This is a genomic window from Pseudonocardia xinjiangensis, from assembly GCF_050948425.1.
GTDB lineage: Bacteria > Actinomycetota > Actinomycetes > Mycobacteriales > Pseudonocardiaceae > Pseudonocardia > Pseudonocardia xinjiangensis.
In genome coordinates, this window is record NZ_CP192009.1 from 6,336,961 (window position 1) to 6,354,713 (window position 17,753).

A 17,753-nucleotide genomic window follows, 5' to 3' on the forward strand; every position below is an offset into this window, starting at 1 on the left:
CTTGCTTCGCTGTCGAATCAAATTATCTCACGGCTACTGGGAGCGGCTGGGCGAGCACCCGGTCCAGGACGGAACGCCCGGCGCCGACGAGACCGGCGTCCGCCCCCGCGCTCGCCCTGGCGATGAGCAGCCGCTGCGTCACCAGCGGGTGGCAGCCCTCGTACAGCTGGCTGCGCACGGCGGCCACGAACGGCTCGACCGTGGACAGCCCGCCCCCGAGGAAGACCGCGCCCGGGTTGAAGAAGTTGACCACCGTGCAGAGCACCTCGCCGAGGTGCCGCCCCGCGGTGCGCACCAGCGTGGTGGCCTCGGGATCGCCCGAGCGGGCCAGCCGGATCACCTGCGCGGTGTCGGTGACGTCGCGGCCCGCGTCCTGCAGCACCCGCACGAGTGCCGCCCCGCTGGCGATCGTCTCCAGGCAGCCGGTGTTGCCGCAGGAACACGGGATGGCGCCCCCCGCCGGCACCCTCGCGTGGGAGAAGTCGCCCGCCGCCCCGTCGGCGCCGCGGTACACCACACCGTCCACCACGATCCCGCTGCCGATCGCCGAGCCCGCCTTGACCGTCACGCTGTGCCGCACGGGATGCGCGCTGCTGACGTGCTCGCCCAGCGCCATCAGGTTGGCGTCGTTCTCCACGACCGTGACGACGCCGAACCGCTCCTCCAGCCACCGGCCCACCGGGAAGCCGTCCCAGCCGGGCATGCGGGACGGGCTGTCGGCACACCGCCGCTCGAGGTCGACGGGCCCCGGCAGCGCGATACCGATCCCGCTGGCGCCGATCCCCTCCGTTGCCGACTCGCCGCCCGCGCGCCTGCGCACCAGGTCGTCGAACACCCCGCCGAGCAGGTCGAGCGTCGCCTCCGGGCCGGCGCCGGCGGCCACCGGCACCGGGATCTCCTCGACGTCGGACAGGGCGCCGGTGAAGTCGACGACCCCGGCCCGCGCGTGGGTGCCCCCCACGTCGGCGACGAGCACGAACCCACCACCGGAACACAGCTCCAGCAGCCGCGGGCGCCTGCCGCCCCGGGACGGCCCGGCCCCGGTCTCCCGGACGACGCCGAGGTCGATCAGCTCCTGCACCCGCAGCGACACCGTGGAGGCGGCCAGGCCCAGCCCACGCGCCAGTTCGGTGCGCGACGTGGCCGCCCCGGAGGAGATCAGGGCCACGATGCGGGCGGTCAACGCCGGATCACCGGGCCTGCCGTCGCCGGGCGGCCGCCCGGGAGCGTGCACCATCGCCACTTCCTCCTCGCCTTGTACCAAGTGCCGACGGTACAGGGGGGCGCACGCGCACTTGGGAGCCGTAATGCTGTGTGCGGGCCCGTCTCAGCAGCACCGGCTCCGAAGTGCGGAGCCGTACGTCAGTGGTGGCCCCACTGGCCGTGGTGGACCACCTCGTCGGCACCCCGCCTGCCGCGTTTCAGGGACGGGGACGGTGTGTCCGGGGCGCGGTATCCGATCGAGAGCACCCCGATCGGCTCGTACCCGTCCGGCACGCCGAACTCCGCGGTGACCGGGGAGACCCGCGAGGGCGAGAGGCCGAAGAAGCACGCCCCCAGCCCCTCGTCCACGACCGTTTGGAGCATCAGCAGCGCCGCCATCCCGGTGTCGATGTACCAGTACGGCATGGGCCAGCGCGCTTCGTCCCTGTCGGTCCAGCCCTTGTCCGGTGCGGCGTATCGCGAGAGGTAGGCGTCCTTGTGCGCGAACGGGATGATCAGCAACGGGGCGTGCTGCAAGCCGTCCAGCACCCACGCGGACCTCTCGTCGGGCTCGTCCTCGGCGGCAGCCACCCAGAAGCGCTCCCGGTCCTGGGGGCTCTCCAGCGTGAGGAACGCCCAGCCCTGGGTGAAACCGCCGGACGGGGCCCGCAGGGCGTTGGCCAGGATGCGGTCCCGGATCTCGGTCGGGACCGGCCGGTCGGGGTCGTAGTCGCGGACCATGCGCCGCCTGCGGACGACCTCACTGAACTCCATTCGGAAGTCCTACCGCCCGGCCCCCGGCCCCCGGAAGTGATCGTGATCTTCCCGCCGTCAACCGAGGTGAGCGTGCGTAACACCGCCGCCATCGTTCGGAAATCCCGCGTTCCTACCGTCGACGGACGTGGATACGGATCTGTATACGAGAGTCTCGGCCCTCGAGACGGTGAACACGCGGATCCGGATGGCACGGCATCGGGGCAGGTCGTGACGGGCGGGAAGGCCACGGACCGCGTCACGGCCGCCTACGCCCTCATCGACCGGCTCGACCGGCCGGAGGTGTGGATCCATCTGCGGGAGCCCGAGGCGGTGCTCGACGAGGCGGCGGCGCTCGACGCCCGGGCGGCCGGCGGCGAGGAGCTCCCGCTGCACGGGGTGCTCGTTGCGGTCAAGGACAACATCGACGTCGCCGGTCTGCCCACCACGGCGGCCTGCCCGTCGTTCGTCCGCCTCCCCGAGATGTCCGCGCCCGCGGTCTCCCGGCTCACCGAGCGGGGCGCGATCGTGCTCGGGAAGACCAACCTCGACCAGTTCGCCACCGGGCTGACCGGCTCCCGGAGCCCGTACGGCGCGGTGCGGTGTGCGGGCCTGCCCGAGCGCATCTCCGGCGGGTCGAGCTCGGGCTCCGCGGTCGCCGTGGCACTCGGCATCGTCGATCTGGCGCTGGGCACCGACACGGCGGGGTCCGGCCGCGTCCCCGCTGCGTTCCAGGGCATCGTGGGGCTCAAGCCGACCATCGGGTTGGTTCCGACCAGCGGCGTCGTCCCCGCAGCCCGCTCCTACGACTGCGTGAGCGTCTTCGCCGCCGGCGTGGGCGCAGCCGAGCACGCTCTCGCCGCGATGTCCGGGCCCGTCCCGGACCGACCGTGGCGACCGATCCCCGCCGACGCCCCGCTCGCCGCGCCGGCGCATCCGACGGTGGCCGTGCCGCTGCCGAGTGACCTCGGCGGCATGTCCGCGGAGCGGCTCGCGGCGTTCGACGCGGCGTGCCACCGGCTCGCCGCCCAGGGCGTCACGACCGTCCCCATCGACGTCGAACCGTTCCTGGCGGCCGGTCGGCTGCTCTACGGCGGCGCTCTGGTGGCCGAGCGGTACGCCGCGGTCGGAGGGGCGGTCGAGTCCGGCGGCGACGAGATCGACCCGAGCGTGCGCGCCATCATCGGCGCCGCACGCACGATCCCCGCCCACCGGCTGGTCGCCGACCTCGAACGGCTCGACCAGCTGAAGGTGGCGGCGACGCAGCGGCTGACCGGCATGGACGCGCTGCTGCTGCCGACCGTGCCGGAGCACCCCACCCTGGCCGAGGTGGCGCAGGACCCGATCGGGGTGAACACCCGGCTCGGCCGGTTCACCACCTTCGCCAACCTCCTGGACATGGCCGCGATCGCCGTGCCCGCCGGGACGGCGGACGGTGGCCCGTTCGGCGTCTCGGTGCTGGCCCCGGCCTTCGCCGACCGGGTGGTCGCGGACATCGCCCGGCTCGTCACCGGTGAGCCCGCCGGCACCGCCCCGGCGCCGATCGGGCTGCCCCTGTTCGTGGTCGGCGCGCACCTGTCCGGCCAGCCCCTCAACGGGCAGCTCTCCGGCGCGCGGCTGATCCGACCCGAGCGCACCTCGCCCGAGTACCGCCTGTTCGACCTCGGCACCACCCCGGCCCGGCCGGGGCTCGTGCGCACCGGCCCGAGCGGCCGTCACATCGACGGCGAGCTGTGGTCGCTACCGCCCGCGGTGCTGGGAGAGCTGCTCGCCTCCCTGCCCGCCCCGCTCGCGCTCGGCCCGCTCACCCTCGCAGGCGGCGAGACGGTGACCGGGTTCCTCTGCGACCGCGGCGCCACCGAGCACGCCCGTGACATCTCCGAGCACGGCGGCTGGCGCGCCTACCGCGCCGCGACGGCCGCCGGCTGACCCCACCACCGAGACCGCGACCGGCCCGCGGGGCCCGGGGCACAAGGCCCCGCCCCCGCGAGTCGCCCGTTTCCGACCCGCGAGTCGCCCGATTACGACCCGCGAGTCGCCCGGTTCCGCCGTCGGGTCGGTGCTACGCCCCGACGCGCTCGATGATCAGCTCCCGGACGCGCTTGGCGTCGGCCTGACCCTTCGTCGCCTTCATGACGGCCCCGACGATCGCGCCGGCGGCCTGCACCTTGCCGCCGCGGATCTTCTCCGCGACGTCCGGCTGCGCGGCCAGCGCCTCGTCGACAGCTGCCACGAGAGCACCCTCGTCGGACACGACCGCGAGGCCGCGGGCGGCGACGACGTCGTCGGGCGACCCCTCACCGGCCAGCACCCCGTCGACGACCTGGCGGGCGAGCTTGTTGTTCAGCGACCCGGACGCCACGAGCGCGATCACACGCGCCACCTGCGCCGGGGTGATCTCCAGCCCGGCCAGCTCGACGCCGCGCGAGTTGGCCTGCTGGGCGAGGTAGGCCACCCACCACGAGCGGGCCTCCCCCGCGGGAGCACCGGCGGCGACCGTGGCCTCGATGAGGTCGAGCGCCCCGGCGTTGACCAGGTCGCGCAGTTCCTCGTCGGTGAGCGACCACTCGGCCTGAAGCCGGCGGCGGCGCTCCCACGGCGGCTCCGGAAGCGTCCCCCGCAGCTCCTCCACCCACTCGGCCGGAGGGGCGATCGGCACCAGGTCGGGCTCCGGGAAGTACCGGTAGTCCTCCGCGGTCTCCTTGCGGCGCCCGGCGCGGGTGCTGCCGCCCGCCTCCTCGAAGTGCCGCGTCTCCTGGACGACGGGCTCGCCCGCGAGCAGCACGCCCGCCTGGCGCGTCATCTCGTAGCGGACGGCGCGCTCCACCGAGCGGAGCGAGTTGACGTTCTTGGTCTCGGAGCGGGTGCCGAGGATCCCGGAGTCGCGCGGGGACAGCGACAGGTTCACGTCGCAGCGCATCGAACCCTGGTCCATCCGGACGTCGGAGACGCCGAGAGCGCGCAGCAGGTCACGCAGCGCCGTGACGTACGCGCGCGCCACCTCCGGCGCCCGCTCCCGCGTGCCCGGGATCATCTTCGTGACGATCTCGATCAGCGGCACGCCGGCGCGGTTGTAGTCCAGCAGCGAGTACTCGGCGCCGTGGATCCGGCCGGTGGCCCCACCGACGTGCAGGGACTTGCCGGTGTCCTCCTCCATGTGGGCGCGCTCGATCTCGACGCGGACGGTGGTGCCGTCGTCGAGCAGCACGTCCAGGTACCCGTTGACGGCGATCGGCTCGTCGTACTGGGAGGTCTGGAAGTTCTTCGGCATGTCGGGGTAGAAGTAGTTCTTGCGCGCGAACCGGCCCCACGGTGCGATCTCGCAGTTCAGGGCCAGCCCGATCCGGATCGCCGACTCCACGGCGGTGCGGTTCACCACCGGCAGCGACCCCGGCAGGCCCAGGCACGTGGGGCAGACCTGCGTGTTCGGCTCGGCGCCGAACGTGGTGGGGCAGCCGCAGAACATCTTCGTGTTGGTGTTGAGCTCGACGTGCACCTCGAGCCCGAGCATCGGGTCGAAGCGCTCCACGACCTCGTCGAAGTCGACCAGCGCAGGGGCGGTCATGCCACACCTCCCGGAAGCGAAGGGACGCGGTTGATCAACGGGCCGCCGTCCTCGGCCTGGCGGGCGGCCTCGTACGCCGCCGCCACCCGGTACATGACGGCCTCACCGAGTGCGGGGGCCATCACCTGCAGCCCGACGGGCAGCCCGTCGGCGAGCCCGGACGGCACCGACAACGCCGCGGTGCCCGCCAGGTTGGTGGGGATCGTGGCCAGGTCGTTGAGGTACATGGCGAGCGGGTCGTCGACCTTGTCGCCGATGGGGAACGCGGTGGTGGGGGTGGCCGGTGAGACGAGCACGTCGGCCTGACCGAACGCCGCGGCGAAGTCGCGCGAGATGAGCGTGCGCACCTTCTGGGCCTGCCCGTAGTAGGCGTCGTAGTAGCCCGACGAGAGCGCGTACGTGCCGAGCATGATCCGGCGCTTGACCTCGGGCCCGAAGCCGGCCTCGCGGGTGGCCGCCATGACCTCCTCCGCCGACGCGCCCTTGTCGACACGCAGGCCGTAGCGCATGGCGTCGAACCGGGCGAGGTTCGAGGAGACCTCGCTCGGCAGGATCAGGTAGTAGGCCGCGAGCCCGTACTCGAAGTGCGGGCACGACACCTCGACGAGCTCGGCGCCGAGCTTCTCCAGCTGGCGCAGCGCCTCCTCGTAGGAGGCCCGGACACCGGCCTGGTAGCCCTCGCCACCGAGCTCGCGCACCACGCCGACGCGCAGCCCCGACAGGTCGCCCGACGCCCCGAGCCGCGCCGCCTCGACGACCGACGGGACACGCTCGTCGATGGAGGTGGAGTCGAGCGGGTCGTAGCCGCCGATCACCTCGTGCAGCAGCGCCGCGTCGAGCACGGTGCGCGCGCAGGGCCCGCCCTGGTCGAGTGACGAGGCGCAGGCGATGAGCCCGTAGCGCGACACACCGCCGTAGGTGGGCTTGACGCCGACCGTGCCGGTGAACGCCGCGGGCTGGCGGATCGAGCCGCCGGTGTCGGTGCCGATCGCGAGCGGCGCCTGGAACGATGCCAGCGCCGCCGCCGAGCCACCGCCGGACCCGCCGGGGACACGGCTGGTGTCCCACGGGTTGCGGGTGACGCCGTAGGCCGAGTACTCCGTGGACGAGCCCATCGCGAACTCGTCCATGTTGGTCTTGCCCAGGATCGTGATCCCCGCGCTGCGCAGCCGCGACGTCACCGTGGCGTCGTAGGGCGGACGCCATCCCTCGAGGATCTTCGACCCTGCCGTGGTGGGCATGTCGAGCGTGGTGAACACGTCCTTCAGCGCCAGCGGGACACCCGCCAGCGGCGACGCGGGCGCGGTGCCGGCGCCCAGGCCCTCGTCGACCATCGCGGCCGAGGCCAGCGCGGCGTCGGTGGCCACGTGCAGGAACGCGTGCACCTCGCCGTCGACGGCCGCGACCCGGTCCAGGTGGGCCTGCGCGACCTCGACGGCCGACACCTCGCGCGTGTGGATCTTCTCGGCGAGCTCTGCTGCCGTCAGGCGGGTCAGCTCCGCGCTCATGCCTCCTCCCCCAGGATCTGGGGCACCCGGAAGCGCCCGTCCTCGGCGGCGGGGGCACACGCGAGCGCCTGCTCCTGGGTGAGACCGGGGCGCAGCTCGTCGGGCCGGAACACGTTCTGCAGCGGGACCGCGTGCGACGTGGGCGGGATGTCGTCGGCGGCGACCTCGCCCACGCGGCTGACCGCGGAGAGGATCACCTCGAGCTGACCGGCGAAGACGTCGAGCTCGGCGTCGGTGACGGCGAGCCGGGACAGCCGGGCGAGGTGCGCGACCTCGTCCCGGGTGATCCCGGTATCGCTACCCGGGGTCACGGGATCGGCGGACATGTCCCTCCAGGGCGTTGCATGCTGCTCAGGGTGCGTTTGCGGGGTGGTGTCGGCGTGCACTGCGACCTGCTCCCCGCGCGCCGGGCAGGCGCAGCGGCACCGGCGCAGGCGTTCGCCGTCCAGCTTAGTCGTCCGGCAACCGGGCTTCCGTCCGGATCCGCCGCCCCGCGGCTGCCGGATCTGCGCTGATCCAGATGCCTCCGCCAGATGTTGCGCCGGAGGGGGCGCACCCTGACACAATCTCGCCCGGAGTGCCGCGTCGGCCCACCCGAGTGGCGCCGGTCCCGTGCGGCTCGGGGGGCTTTTCGCGAGAGGACGTGAAGTGTGTCGTTCCTGCTCCGGGTGGTGCTGCCGGACAAGCCGGGCAGTCTCGGAGCCGTCGCCACGGCGCTGGGCAACGCGGGTGCGGACATCCTCGGTGTCGACGTCGTCGAGCGGGCCCACGGACACGCTGTCGACGACCTGGCCGTCGAGCTGCCGGCCGGTCGACCGCCGGACGTCCTGATCACCGCGGCCGAGTCGGTGCCGGGTGTCGAGGTCGAGTCGGTGCGGCCCCACTCCGGCAAGCTCGAGACGCACCGGGAGCTCGAGCTGATCGAGGAGATCACCGGCGACCCGGCCCGCGGCCTGCAGCTGCTCGCCGACGGCGTCCCGCGGATCTTCCGGGCCGGCTGGGCACTCGTCGCCGAGCGCGACGGCACGCGGTCCTACCGGTTGGCCGAGAGCGCGGCGGCTCCGGAGACCCGCGCGGGCGACCTGCCGTGGCTCCCGCTGCGGCGCGCGATCGTCGTCGACCCGGATGCGCACTGGGTGCCCGACCCGTGGAGTGCTCTCGACACGGAGCTCGCGGCGGCTCCGTTCGGACCGGGCCCGCGGGCGCTGGTGGTCGGCCGCCCGGGCGGGCCGGCGTTCCGGCCGTCGGAGCTGGCCCGGCTGACGCACCTCGCCGGGATCGTCACGACGGTGCTCGGCAGCCAATGATGGGGCGCTGACCCGTGGACCGGCCGTGGTCCCGGGTTCCCAGCTGGGTGGGCGCGGCGCTGCGGCCGGAGCTCGCCGGGACGACCGACGAGATCATCGCCGCGGTACGCGCGGAGGTGGCGGACTACGCCCGGCCGCTGACCGGGCGGTTCGGCACGCGGATCACCGAGGGTGTCTCGGTCGCGCTCGGGCAGTTCATCGACCTGCTCGGCCGCGACGAGCCCCTCGGGGACACCAGGGTCTACCGGGCGCTCGGCCAGCTCGAACACCGCGAGGGCCGCACGCTCGCGGCGCTGCAGTCGGCGTACCAGGTTGGCACGCGGACGATGTGGCGCCGGCTCGGCTCCAGCACCACCGCCCGGCAGCTGCCACCCGAGGTGATCTTCAGCCTCGCCGAGGCGCTGTTCGGCTACATCGAGCAGATCACCGCGGCGTCCGTGACCGGCTGGGCCGACGAGGAGGCGAGCCGAGCAGGCTCGCTGCAGGCCCGCCGCCACGCGCTCGTCGAGCTGCTCGCCCGGCACCCGCCGGCCGCAGCCGCCGAGGTCGAACGCGTCGCCGCGGCGGCGGGCTGGGTGCTGCCCGCGCGGCTCGCGGCACTCGTCGTCGAGGACGCCGTGGCGGTGGCGGCCCGGCTGCCCGCGGCGATCGCCGCGGACCTCGACCCGGTCGGTCTCGTCATCGTCACCGTGGGGGTCGTCGGCACAGCCGGGCGCATCGGCCAGACCGTGGGCCCCAACGGGCTCCGCGCCGACCCGGCACCCGAGGGGCCCGGCTGGCTCGACCGGATACGCACCGGTCTGGGCGTTCGGCGCGCGGTGCTCGGCCCGGTGGTCGACCCTGCCCACGCCCACCGCTCCGTCGCCCGCGCGCAGGCGGCGTGGCCCCTGCACGTCGCGGGCCTGCTCCACCCGGGTTCCGACGAGACGCTGGCCCGTGCCGACGAGCATCTGCTCGCGCTGCTCCTCGCGGCCGAACCCCAGCTCGCCGCCGACATCTACGAGCGGGCCGTCGCCCCACTGCGCGCCCTCCCGGCCGGTGCCGCCGCCCGCGGCGAGGAGACGCTGCGGGCGTGGCTCGACGCGCACGGCGACATCACCGCCACCGCGGCGGCACTGCACGTGCACCCGCAGACCGTGCGGTACCGCCTCGCCGGGCTGCGGGACGCGTTCGGCGGGGCGCTGGACGACCCGGCCGCCCGGCTGGAGCTGGCGGTGGCCCTGCGCATGTCGACGGACGCCTGCGCCGGGGCGGAGCCGCCGTCCGAGGCCTGACGCCCGCCGGAACGGACCCGCCGACGGGCGACTCAGCCACCCGAAACGGGCGACTCGCGGGAGTCTCCGCGCAGGCCACCCCGCTGGGGGGCGACTCGGCCACCCGAAACGGGCGACTCGCGGGGGTGGTTCCGTCAGGAGGCCAGGCGCACCGCGGCCGAGGGCTTGCGGCCGGCCGGGACGGGCAGCCGGGCGGGCGCGGGCGCGGGCTGCTTCGGGCCGCCGCCGGGGAACGCCAGGCGGGTGATCTTGCGGAGCACCTTGCCGTACTGCCGCGGCAGCGACCCGGTGGTGTAGGGCAGGCCGTAGCGCTTGCAGATTTCCTGCACCTTCGGCGCGATCTCCGCGTACCGGTTGCTCGGGACGTCGGGGAACAGGTGGTGCTCGATCTGGTGGCTCAGGTTGCCCGTCATCAGGTGGAACAGCTTGCCGCCCGAGAGGTTGGCCGACCCCAGCATCTGCCGGACGTACCACTGGCCCTTCGTCTCACCGTCGAGCCGCTCCTCCTCGAACGTCTCGACACCGTCGGGGAAGTGACCGCAGAAGATCACCGCGTGCGACCACATGTTGCGCACGACGTTGGCCGTGGCGTTCGCGGCCACCGTGCTGAGGAAACCGGGGCCGGACAGCAGCGGGAACAGCACGTAGTCCTTGGCGAGCTGCCGCCGGGCCTTGCGCCAGAGGCCCATCAGCTCCCCCTTGGCCTGCGGCCACGGCTTCGTGCCGTTCTTGACCTTCTCGAACTCGACGTCGTAGATCGCGATGCCCCACTCGAAGATCATCGAGAGGCCGAGGTTCACCAGCGGCTGGAACAGGTCGGCGGGCTTCCACTCCTGCTCGGGCGTGATCCGCATGATCGAGTAGCCGAGGTCGCGGTCCTTGCCCCGGATGTTGGTGAAGGTGTGGTGCTCGTAGTTGTGCGACTTCTTCCACGACGCGGCGGGCGACGCGTGGTCCCACTCCCAGGTGGTCGAGTGGATCTTCGGGTCGCGCATCCAGTCCCACTGGCCGTGCAGGACGTTGTGGCCGATCTCCATGTTGTCGAGGATCTTGGCCACCGACAGCGCTGCCGTGCCGGCCACCCAGGCGGGCGGGAACAGGGAGAAGATCAGCGCGCCGCGGCCGCCGACCTCGAGGCCGCGCTGCACCGCGATGACACGGTGGATGTAGCGGGCGTCGGCCTCGCCGAGGCTGCCGACCACCTCGGCGCGGATCGCGTCGAGCTCGGCGCCGAGGGCCTCGACCTGCTCGTCGGTGAGGTGCGCGGCGGCACTGGGGGTCATGGACGGGCCGAAGGTCTGTGTAGCCATGGAGATGCCTCCTAGAGTTCGATCTCGACGTCGCCCGCGGCACCGGAGACACAGGTGCGGACGGGTTCGCCGGGGGTGTCGTGCAGGTCGCCGGTGCGCAGGTCCCGGACGGCGCCGGAGCGCAGCCGGCCCACGCAGGTGTGACAGATGCCCATGCGGCAGCCGTTGGGCAGCAGCGCGCCCGCCGCCTCGCCCGCCACCATGAGCGGCGTGCCGGGGGCGGCGTCGGTCTCGATCCCGCTGGTGGTGAAGGAGACGCGGCCGCCGGTGGCATCGGTCGCGACGGGCACGGGTGGGGTGAACAGCTCGACGTGCAGCGCGGTGGGATCGCCCGCCCTGGCCCAGTGCTCGGTGAAGGCGTCGATCATCGCGGCGGGCCCGCAGGCCCACGCCTGGCGCGCGGCCCAGTCGGGGACGTCGTCGGTGAGGTTGTCCGGGGTGAGCCGCCCCCGCACGGCGGTGTGCCGCTCCACCAGCGTCAGGCCGGTGGTGGCTGCCAGGTCCCGCAGCTCCGGGCCGAAGACCAGGTCGGACGGCGTGCGGTCGCAGTGCACGAGCACCGCCCCGCTCAGCGCCTCCGGCCGGGTGGCCGCCAGGTCGCGCAGCATCCCCATGACGGGGGTGATCCCGCTCCCCGCGGTGAGGAACAGCAGCTTCTCCGGCACCGGCTCCGGCAGCACGAACTCACCGGCGGGGGGTCCGATCCGCAGCAGCGTCCCCACCGGGGTGCCGTGCGCGAGCGCGCCCGAGACGGTGCCTCCCGGCAGCGCCGTGACGGTGACGGCGAGCAGTGGATCGCCGGGGCACGACGTCACCGAGTAGGTGCGCCAGTGCCAGACGCCGTCGAGCCGGGTGCCCACACCGACGAACTGGCCCGGCCGGTGCCGCGGACGGCCCGGCCCGGTGCGCAGCAGCAGGGTGGTGGTGTCGGCGGTCTCCCGGCGCAGCCCCACCACGCGGGCGTGCGGCTCCCGGGAGGACCACAGTGGGTTCAGCGTGCCGAGCAGGTCATCGGGCAACAGCGGCTGCGTGAACCAGGTGGCCGCCACTCGCGCCCGCCGTCCGATTTCGCCCAGAACTCCCATGTACTCGACGGTATTGCGCGCTTCCCACAGTCGGCCACGTCCTCGACCACGAGTGATCGGCCCCTTCTGTTGCAGAAGCCAAAACGAGATCAGACGCGGATCTCCAGCGCGAGCTCGGCGAGATGGTCGTTACCCGTGGCCAGCCAGCCCCTGGGGGTGACGAGGACGTCCTCGAAGCCGATGCGGGTGTCGATGCCCATCCGCATCGCGTACTCCAGCACCGGCCAGGCGCCGTCCTCCTCGCCGTGGAGCAGGATCGGCACCGGGAGCGTGCCCAGCGCGCGCAGGATGCGCACCGCCTCGGCCACGGCCGTCTCCGGGTCGGAGACGGTGGACTCCGCCAGTACGCGGGTGGTGCCCCGGGGCACGCCGGTGGTGCGCAGTGTGACGGCGTCGCCGCTGGTCCAGACGCCGAGCTCGACACCGATGCCCACCGACGCCGCCGCGGCGCAGACGTCGACCCAGCCCTTCTCGTGCACGTTGACCGAGCAGACATCGGGCTTGCCGACCCCGAGGTGCCCCCACGCGAGCACGGCCTCGATGCGCTTGAGGGGATCGGGCTGGATCCAGCGGCCGGTGGTGACACCGATCTCCATGCCGGGCACCTGCGCGCGGATGGCCGCCACGGTGTCGCCGACGTAGATCGGGTCGAGCGTCTCCTGCTGGTCGGGCCCGCGGGGGTGCACGTGCACCGACGTGATGCCCAACTGCGCCACGTCACGGGCGTCACGCGCGAGATGCCGCGCAAGGACCGGGAGTGCGGGATGCGCGTCGGCCGGCCGCGATCCGTTCAGAACCGCCTGCAGCACCCGCCCACCCCCGAACCGTAAAACCGAGTCGTACAACGATCGACAGCCGAGCGGCCCTACCTGAGGCCCTCGGCACATCGATCATACGGACTCACGGCTGACACGATCGGGGGCTCATCCCTCAACGGTCGCCGTTTCCCGTGCCGCATCCGGCCCGCGCTCCAGCAGAACCCGGAAGCCCGCCTCGTCGAGGACCGGCACCCCGATCTCCAGTGCCTTCTCGTACTTCGAACCGGGCGCGTCGCCCGCCACCACGAACGCCGTCTTCTTGGAGACGGACCCCGCCGCCCGCCCGCCGCGGGCCGTGATGGCCTCCTTGGCCTCGTCGCGGGAGTACCCCTCCATCGAGCCGGTGACCACGATCGACAGGCCGTCGAGCGTGCGCGGAACCGACGTGTCGACCTCGTCGACCATCCGGACGCCCGCCGCGCGCCACTTCTCGACGACCTCCCGGTGCCAGTCGACGGTGAACCAGTCGCGGACCGCGGCCGCGATCGTGGGCCCGACCCCCTCGACGCCGGCGATCGGCGCCAGCGCCGCCGTGAGGGCCTTCGACTGCGCCCGCGCCGCAACCCGGGCAGCCCGCTCCGCCGCTGCGGCCCGCTCCTCCGCGGAGAGCTCCGGCACGACCTCGCCGCCCGCGATGGCGGCACCGTCGGCTGGTACGTCATCGACAGGGGCTGCGCCGTCGACGGCCACCTCCCCGGCCGCCGCACCGCCGGCGGCGGGAGCACCGGCCGCCGGGTCGTCGGATAGGAGTGCCGACGTGGCCGCGTCGTCCGGGTCGGCGACCGAGCCGTCGGAGGTGATCGGGATCCCCGCCGCGGCGGTGTCGCGGGCCGCGGCCTCCGCCGCCTCCTCGATCGCGTCCATCGAGCCGAACTCGCGGGCGAGGGCCTGCGCGGCCGTGGGACCGACGTGCCGGATGGACAACCCGACGAGCACCCGCCACAACGGCCGGTCCTTCGCCTCCTGCAGGTTGGCCAGCAGCTTGTGGCCGTTGGCCGACAGCTCCCCCGCCTTCGTGCGGAACAGGTCGACGCGGAGCAGGTCGTCGGCGGTGAGGGTGAAGACGTCGCCCTCGTCCTGCACCACGCCGGAGGCGAGCAGGGCCGTGGCCGCCTCGTAGCCCAGCCCCTCGATGTCGAACGCGCCCCGCCCGGCCACGTGGAACAGCCGCTCCCGCAGCTGCGCGGGGCAGGAGCGGGCGTTGGGGCAGCGCTGGTCGACGTCGCCCGCCTTCTGCCGGACCAGCCGGGTGCCGCACTCGGGGCAGTGGGTGGGCATGACGAACGCGCGCTCCGAGCCGTCGCGCAGGTCGACCACCGGACCGAGCACCTCGGGGATGACGTCGCCCGCCTTGCGGATGACGACGTGGTCGCCGATGAGCACGCCCTTGCGCCGCACCTCGTCGGCGTTGTGCAGCGTGGCCAGCGAGACGGTGGACCCGGCCACGACCACCGGCTCCATCTGCGCGAACGGGGTGACCCGGCCGGTGCGGCCCACGTTGACCTCGATGTTGAGGAGCTTGGTGGTGGCCTCCTCCGGCGGGTACTTGAACGCGATGGCCCAGCGGGGCGCCCGCGAGGTGGACCCGAGCCGCCGCTGCAGCGCCACCTCGTCGACCTTGACGACGACGCCGTCGATCTCGTGCTCGATGTCGTGGCGGTGCTCGCCCCAGTACTCGACGTGGGCGACCACCTCGTCGACGCCGTCGAGCACGACGGTGCGCTCCGACACCGGCAGCCCCCACGCCCGCAGCGCGTCGTAGCCCTGGGACTGGCGCTCCAGCGCGAACCCCTCGCGCTTGCCGAAGCCGTGGCAGATCAGCCGGAGATGGCGCGACGCGGTGACCTTCGGGTCCTTCTGCCGCAACGACCCGGCCGCGGTGTTGCGCGGGTTGGCGAAGGGTGGCTTGCCCGCCTCCACCAGCGACGCGTTGAGCGCCTGGAAGTCCTCCAGCCGGAAGTACACCTCGCCGCGCACCTCGATCAGCGCCGGTACCGGGAACTCGGCGGTGCCGGTGAGCCGGTCGGGCACCTCTTCGAGGGTGCGCATGTTGAGCGTGATGTCCTCACCGGTGCGCCCGTCGCCGCGGGTGAGCGCCCTCGTGAGCCTGCCGTTCTCGTAGAGCAGGTTGACGGCCAGCCCGTCGATCTTGAGCTCGCACAGGTAGTGGAGCTTCTCCGCGCCCACCTCGCGGGCCACCCGCTCGGCCCAGCTCCGCATCTCGTCGGCGCTGAAGGCGTTGTCGAGGCTGAGCATGCGCTCGAGGTGGTCGTGCGCGACGAACTCGGTGGAGAACCGCCCGCCCACCTTCTGCGTCGGCGACTCCGGTGTGGCCAGCTCGGGGTACTGCTCCTCCAGAGCCACCAGCTCGCGCCACAGCGTGTCGAACTGCCCGTCGGAGACCACGGGAGAGTCGAGCACGTAGTAGCGGAACTGGTGGTCGGCGACCTCGGCCGCCAACCGGGAGTGCCGCTCACGGGCCTCGACCGGCGGGGCGGCGGGGGCAGGTTCTGGGCTCACGCCCGTGAGGCTACCGAGCCGGACCGACAGTCCCCGGTCCCGACGCCCCAGGTCAGGAAGTTCAGGAAAGCCACTTTCAGGCCCGCAGAGGGCAGCAAAGTGGCTTTCCTGAACTCACCCCCGGAGGGTTCTAGGCCTTCAGGAGTTCTCTCGTCGCGCCCAGGAGGGTCACCACGGAGCGTTCCGTGGCCGCGTGGCCCATCAAGCCGATCCGCCACGCCCGGCCGGCGAGATCCCCGAGCCCGCCGCCGACCTCGATCCCGTACTCCGCCAGCAGGCGGGTGCGGGCCGGTCCGTCCTCCAGGCCGTCGGGCAGCACCGCGGTGGTGAGCTGCGGGAGCCGGGCACCGTCGGGCGCCACCAGCGAGAACCCCAGCTCGGGCAGCTCGGACTGCAGCAGCGCACCGACCCGCGCGTGCCGGTCCCAGACCGACTCCACGCCCTCCTCCAGCAGCCGTCCCAGCCCCGCGTGCAGCGCGTACGCGAGCGTGGACGACGCCGTGTGGTGGTAGCGCGGCGGGCTCGCCAGGAAGTAGTCGTGGAGCAGGCCCAGATCCAGGAAGAAGGAGTGGATCGGGGTGGTGCGGTTGCGCATCTTCGCGACGGCACGCGGGCCGAGCGTCACCGGAGCGAGCCCGGGCGGGGCGCCGAGGCACTTCTGGGACGCGGAGTAGCAGGCGTCGATCTGCCAGGCGTCGACCTCGAGCGGGGTGCCGCCGAGCGCGGTGACGGCGTCGACGAGCAGCAGCGTGTCGGTCTGCGCGAGCTCCGGCCCGAGCGGGGCGACGTCGTTGCGGACGCCGGTGGACGTCTCCGCCGCCACGACCGCCACGAGTGCGGCCTGCGGGTGGGCCCGGTGCGCGGTGAGGACGTCGGCCGGGTCGAGCGCGGTGCCCCACGGGGCCTCGACCCGCACCACCCGCGCGCCGCCGCGGTGCGCGACCTCGCAGAGCCGCTCACCGAAGTAGCCGTTGACGCCGACGATCACCGTCTCCCCCGGCTCCAGCAGCGAGGCGAGGCAGGCCTCCATGCCGGCCGAGCCCGTGCCGCTGACCGGGAGCGTCAACGGGTTCTCGGTGCGGAAGACCTGGCGCAAGCGGTCGCCGGTCTCGTGGATCAGCGCGAGGTACTCCGGATCGAGGTGGCCGAGCACCGGGCGGGCCAGTGCCTCGACAGCCTCCGGGTACGGGGTCGATGGTCCCGGGCCGAGCAGCAGACGGTCACCGTGCATGCCTGGCACGGTACGCGCGGCACGAGGGACAAAAGACTCAGGACTCCTCGGGCGGGTCGAGGAATGCGTCACCCAGCTCACGGGACAGGGCCAGCGCGCGCCGGGCCCAGGTCGGGGTCGCACCGGCCAACCCGCAGGTCGTGGTGGGTACGGCGAGGGTCGCGAGCCGCGAACGGTCGAAGCCCAGCCGGTCGGCGAGGTCGAAGGCGGGTCGGGCGAGATCCCGCGACGTCACCGGCCGTCCGGGGTCGAGCGCCGGCACCAGTCCCAGCAGCAGCGGCGTGCCGCTGTCCCAGACCTCACCGAGCGTGTCGAGCGCGGCGGGCAGTGCGCTGCTGCCGGAGAACACGGGCCGGGTGGCGTCGATCCCGATGCCGGCGGCGCCGATGCCGGCGAGCAGCCGCACCGGCGGCCGGTCCGCGCAGCAGTGCACCACCACCGGCACCCCGAGGCCCGTGACGAGGTCGCGCAGCGCGTCCTGCGCCTCGTTGCGCCCCACCGAGCGCACCGTCCCGTAGCCCGACGCCGTGGGCAGCGTGCCGGCCAGCACCGCAGGCAGGGTGGGCTCGTCGAGCTGCACCAGCACCTGGGCGCCGGTACGGGCGGCCACCTCCGCGATGTGCACCCGCAGCCCGTCCAGCAGGCTCGCCGCGAACTCGCTGACCGCACCGTGGTCGGTGAGCACCCGGTGGCCCGAGTGCACCTCGACGGCCGCCGCGAGCGTCCACGGCCCGGCGACCTGCACCTTCACCCAGCCCGGCCGGGCGACCTCGCAGGCCTCGTCGAGCGCGTCGAGGTCGGTGCGCAGCAGGTCGACGGCGCGGCGGTGATCACCTCCCGGCCGCGCCGTGACCCGGTAGCCGCTGGGCACGACCTCCACGGCGATGTCCACGAGCAGCGCCGCGGTTCGGCCGATCATGTCGGCACCGACCCCGCGGGCCGGCAGCTCCGGCAGGAAGGGCAACAGCGGTAGCTCGCCCACGACCGCGGCGGCGGCCTCGCGCGGATCGGTGCCGGGCAGGGAGCCGACTCCCGTGGCGGCGCCGTCGGGCCAGCGCGGCAGCGGCGCGGCCTCCTCGGTGTCGTCGACCGGGTCCGGCACGACCATCGCGCCGCCGCCCGCCGTGCGTCCCGGGGTGGCCCCGGCCAGGCCGGCCGCTGCGATCGCGGCCTCGAGGG

At 73.7% G+C, this 17,753-nt stretch carries 14 protein-coding genes; 3 read left to right on the forward strand and 11 right to left on the reverse strand.

Annotation, left to right across the window (positions count from 1 at the left end; genetic code table 11):
- Positions 1-22: 22 nt before the first annotated feature.
- On the reverse strand, positions 23-1,237 hold the full coding sequence (locus tag ACQPZA_RS29800) for an ROK family protein (protein ID WP_433275439.1): 1,215 nt from the start codon (positions 1,235-1,237) through the stop codon (positions 23-25).
- 125 nt (positions 1,238-1,362) lie between these two features.
- A complete protein-coding gene (locus ACQPZA_RS29805) occupies positions 1,363-1,977 on the reverse strand; it encodes a nitroreductase family protein (protein ID WP_433275440.1) in 615 nt (204 codons plus the stop codon).
- A gap of 210 nt (positions 1,978-2,187) precedes the next feature.
- Between ACQPZA_RS29805 and atzF the strand changes: the two genes are divergently transcribed.
- Positions 2,188-3,885 (forward strand): allophanate hydrolase, encoded by a 1,698-nt coding sequence (atzF, locus tag ACQPZA_RS29810; protein WP_433275441.1) that lies wholly within the window; start codon positions 2,188-2,190, stop codon positions 3,883-3,885.
- A gap of 133 nt (positions 3,886-4,018) precedes the next feature.
- Here atzF and gatB read toward each other — a convergent pair whose 3' ends face one another.
- Genes gatB through gatC form a run of 3 tightly spaced genes read right to left on the reverse strand, consistent with a single transcriptional unit; the run spans position 4,019 to position 7,355 of the window.
- Positions 4,019-5,521 carry an Asp-tRNA(Asn)/Glu-tRNA(Gln) amidotransferase subunit GatB gene (gene gatB, locus ACQPZA_RS29815; RefSeq protein ID WP_169394420.1) on the reverse strand — a complete coding sequence of 501 codons (1,503 nt, stop codon included), beginning with the start codon at positions 5,519-5,521 and terminating at the stop codon, positions 4,019-4,021.
- Positions 5,518-7,029, reverse strand: a complete 1,512-nt coding sequence (gene gatA, locus ACQPZA_RS29820; RefSeq protein ID WP_433275442.1) for an Asp-tRNA(Asn)/Glu-tRNA(Gln) amidotransferase subunit GatA — start codon at positions 7,027-7,029, stop codon at positions 5,518-5,520. Before gatA ends, gatB begins: the two co-directional genes overlap by 4 nt.
- A complete protein-coding gene (gatC, locus tag ACQPZA_RS29825) occupies positions 7,026-7,355 on the reverse strand; it encodes an Asp-tRNA(Asn)/Glu-tRNA(Gln) amidotransferase subunit GatC (protein WP_433275443.1) in 330 nt (109 codons plus the stop codon). The genes gatA and gatC overlap by 4 nt, the downstream gene beginning before the upstream one ends.
- 324 nt (positions 7,356-7,679) lie before the next feature.
- Between gatC and ACQPZA_RS29830 the strand changes: the two genes are divergently transcribed.
- Complete coding sequence (locus ACQPZA_RS29830) at positions 7,680-8,336, forward strand: amino acid-binding protein (protein ID WP_169394417.1); 657 nt, start codon at positions 7,680-7,682, stop codon at positions 8,334-8,336.
- Positions 8,337-8,350: 14 nt separating this feature from the next.
- Entirely contained in the window at positions 8,351-9,610 is a 1,260-nt protein-coding gene (locus tag ACQPZA_RS29835) for a helix-turn-helix domain-containing protein (RefSeq protein ID WP_433275444.1), read from the forward strand.
- 134 nt (positions 9,611-9,744) lie between these two features.
- On the opposite strand, the gene ACQPZA_RS29840 is transcribed toward ACQPZA_RS29835, so the two are convergent.
- From ACQPZA_RS29840 to ACQPZA_RS29865, 6 genes are all read right to left on the reverse strand, one after another.
- Positions 9,745-10,920, reverse strand: coding sequence for a fatty acid desaturase family protein (locus ACQPZA_RS29840; RefSeq protein WP_433275445.1), 1,176 nt, complete (start codon positions 10,918-10,920; stop codon positions 9,745-9,747).
- 11 nt (positions 10,921-10,931) lie between these two features.
- A complete protein-coding gene (locus ACQPZA_RS29845; RefSeq protein WP_169394415.1) occupies positions 10,932-12,005 on the reverse strand; it encodes a ferredoxin reductase in 1,074 nt (357 codons plus the stop codon).
- Between the two features lie 89 nt (positions 12,006-12,094).
- Positions 12,095-12,814: a 3-keto-5-aminohexanoate cleavage protein gene (locus ACQPZA_RS29850; RefSeq protein ID WP_169394414.1), complete on the reverse strand. Its 720-nt coding sequence runs from the start codon at positions 12,812-12,814 to the stop codon at positions 12,095-12,097.
- 114 nt (positions 12,815-12,928) lie between these two features.
- Positions 12,929-15,343, reverse strand: coding sequence for an NAD-dependent DNA ligase LigA (ligA, locus tag ACQPZA_RS29855; protein WP_433275446.1), 2,415 nt, complete (start codon positions 15,341-15,343; stop codon positions 12,929-12,931).
- 130 nt (positions 15,344-15,473) lie between these two features.
- On the reverse strand, positions 15,474-16,574 hold the full coding sequence (locus ACQPZA_RS29860) for a pyridoxal-phosphate-dependent aminotransferase family protein (RefSeq protein ID WP_433275447.1): 1,101 nt from the start codon (positions 16,572-16,574) through the stop codon (positions 15,474-15,476).
- Between the two features lie 37 nt (positions 16,575-16,611).
- Positions 16,612-17,682, reverse strand: coding sequence for a methionine synthase (locus tag ACQPZA_RS29865; protein WP_169394445.1), 1,071 nt, complete (start codon positions 17,680-17,682; stop codon positions 16,612-16,614).
- Between the last annotated feature and the right edge of the window lie 71 nt (positions 17,683-17,753).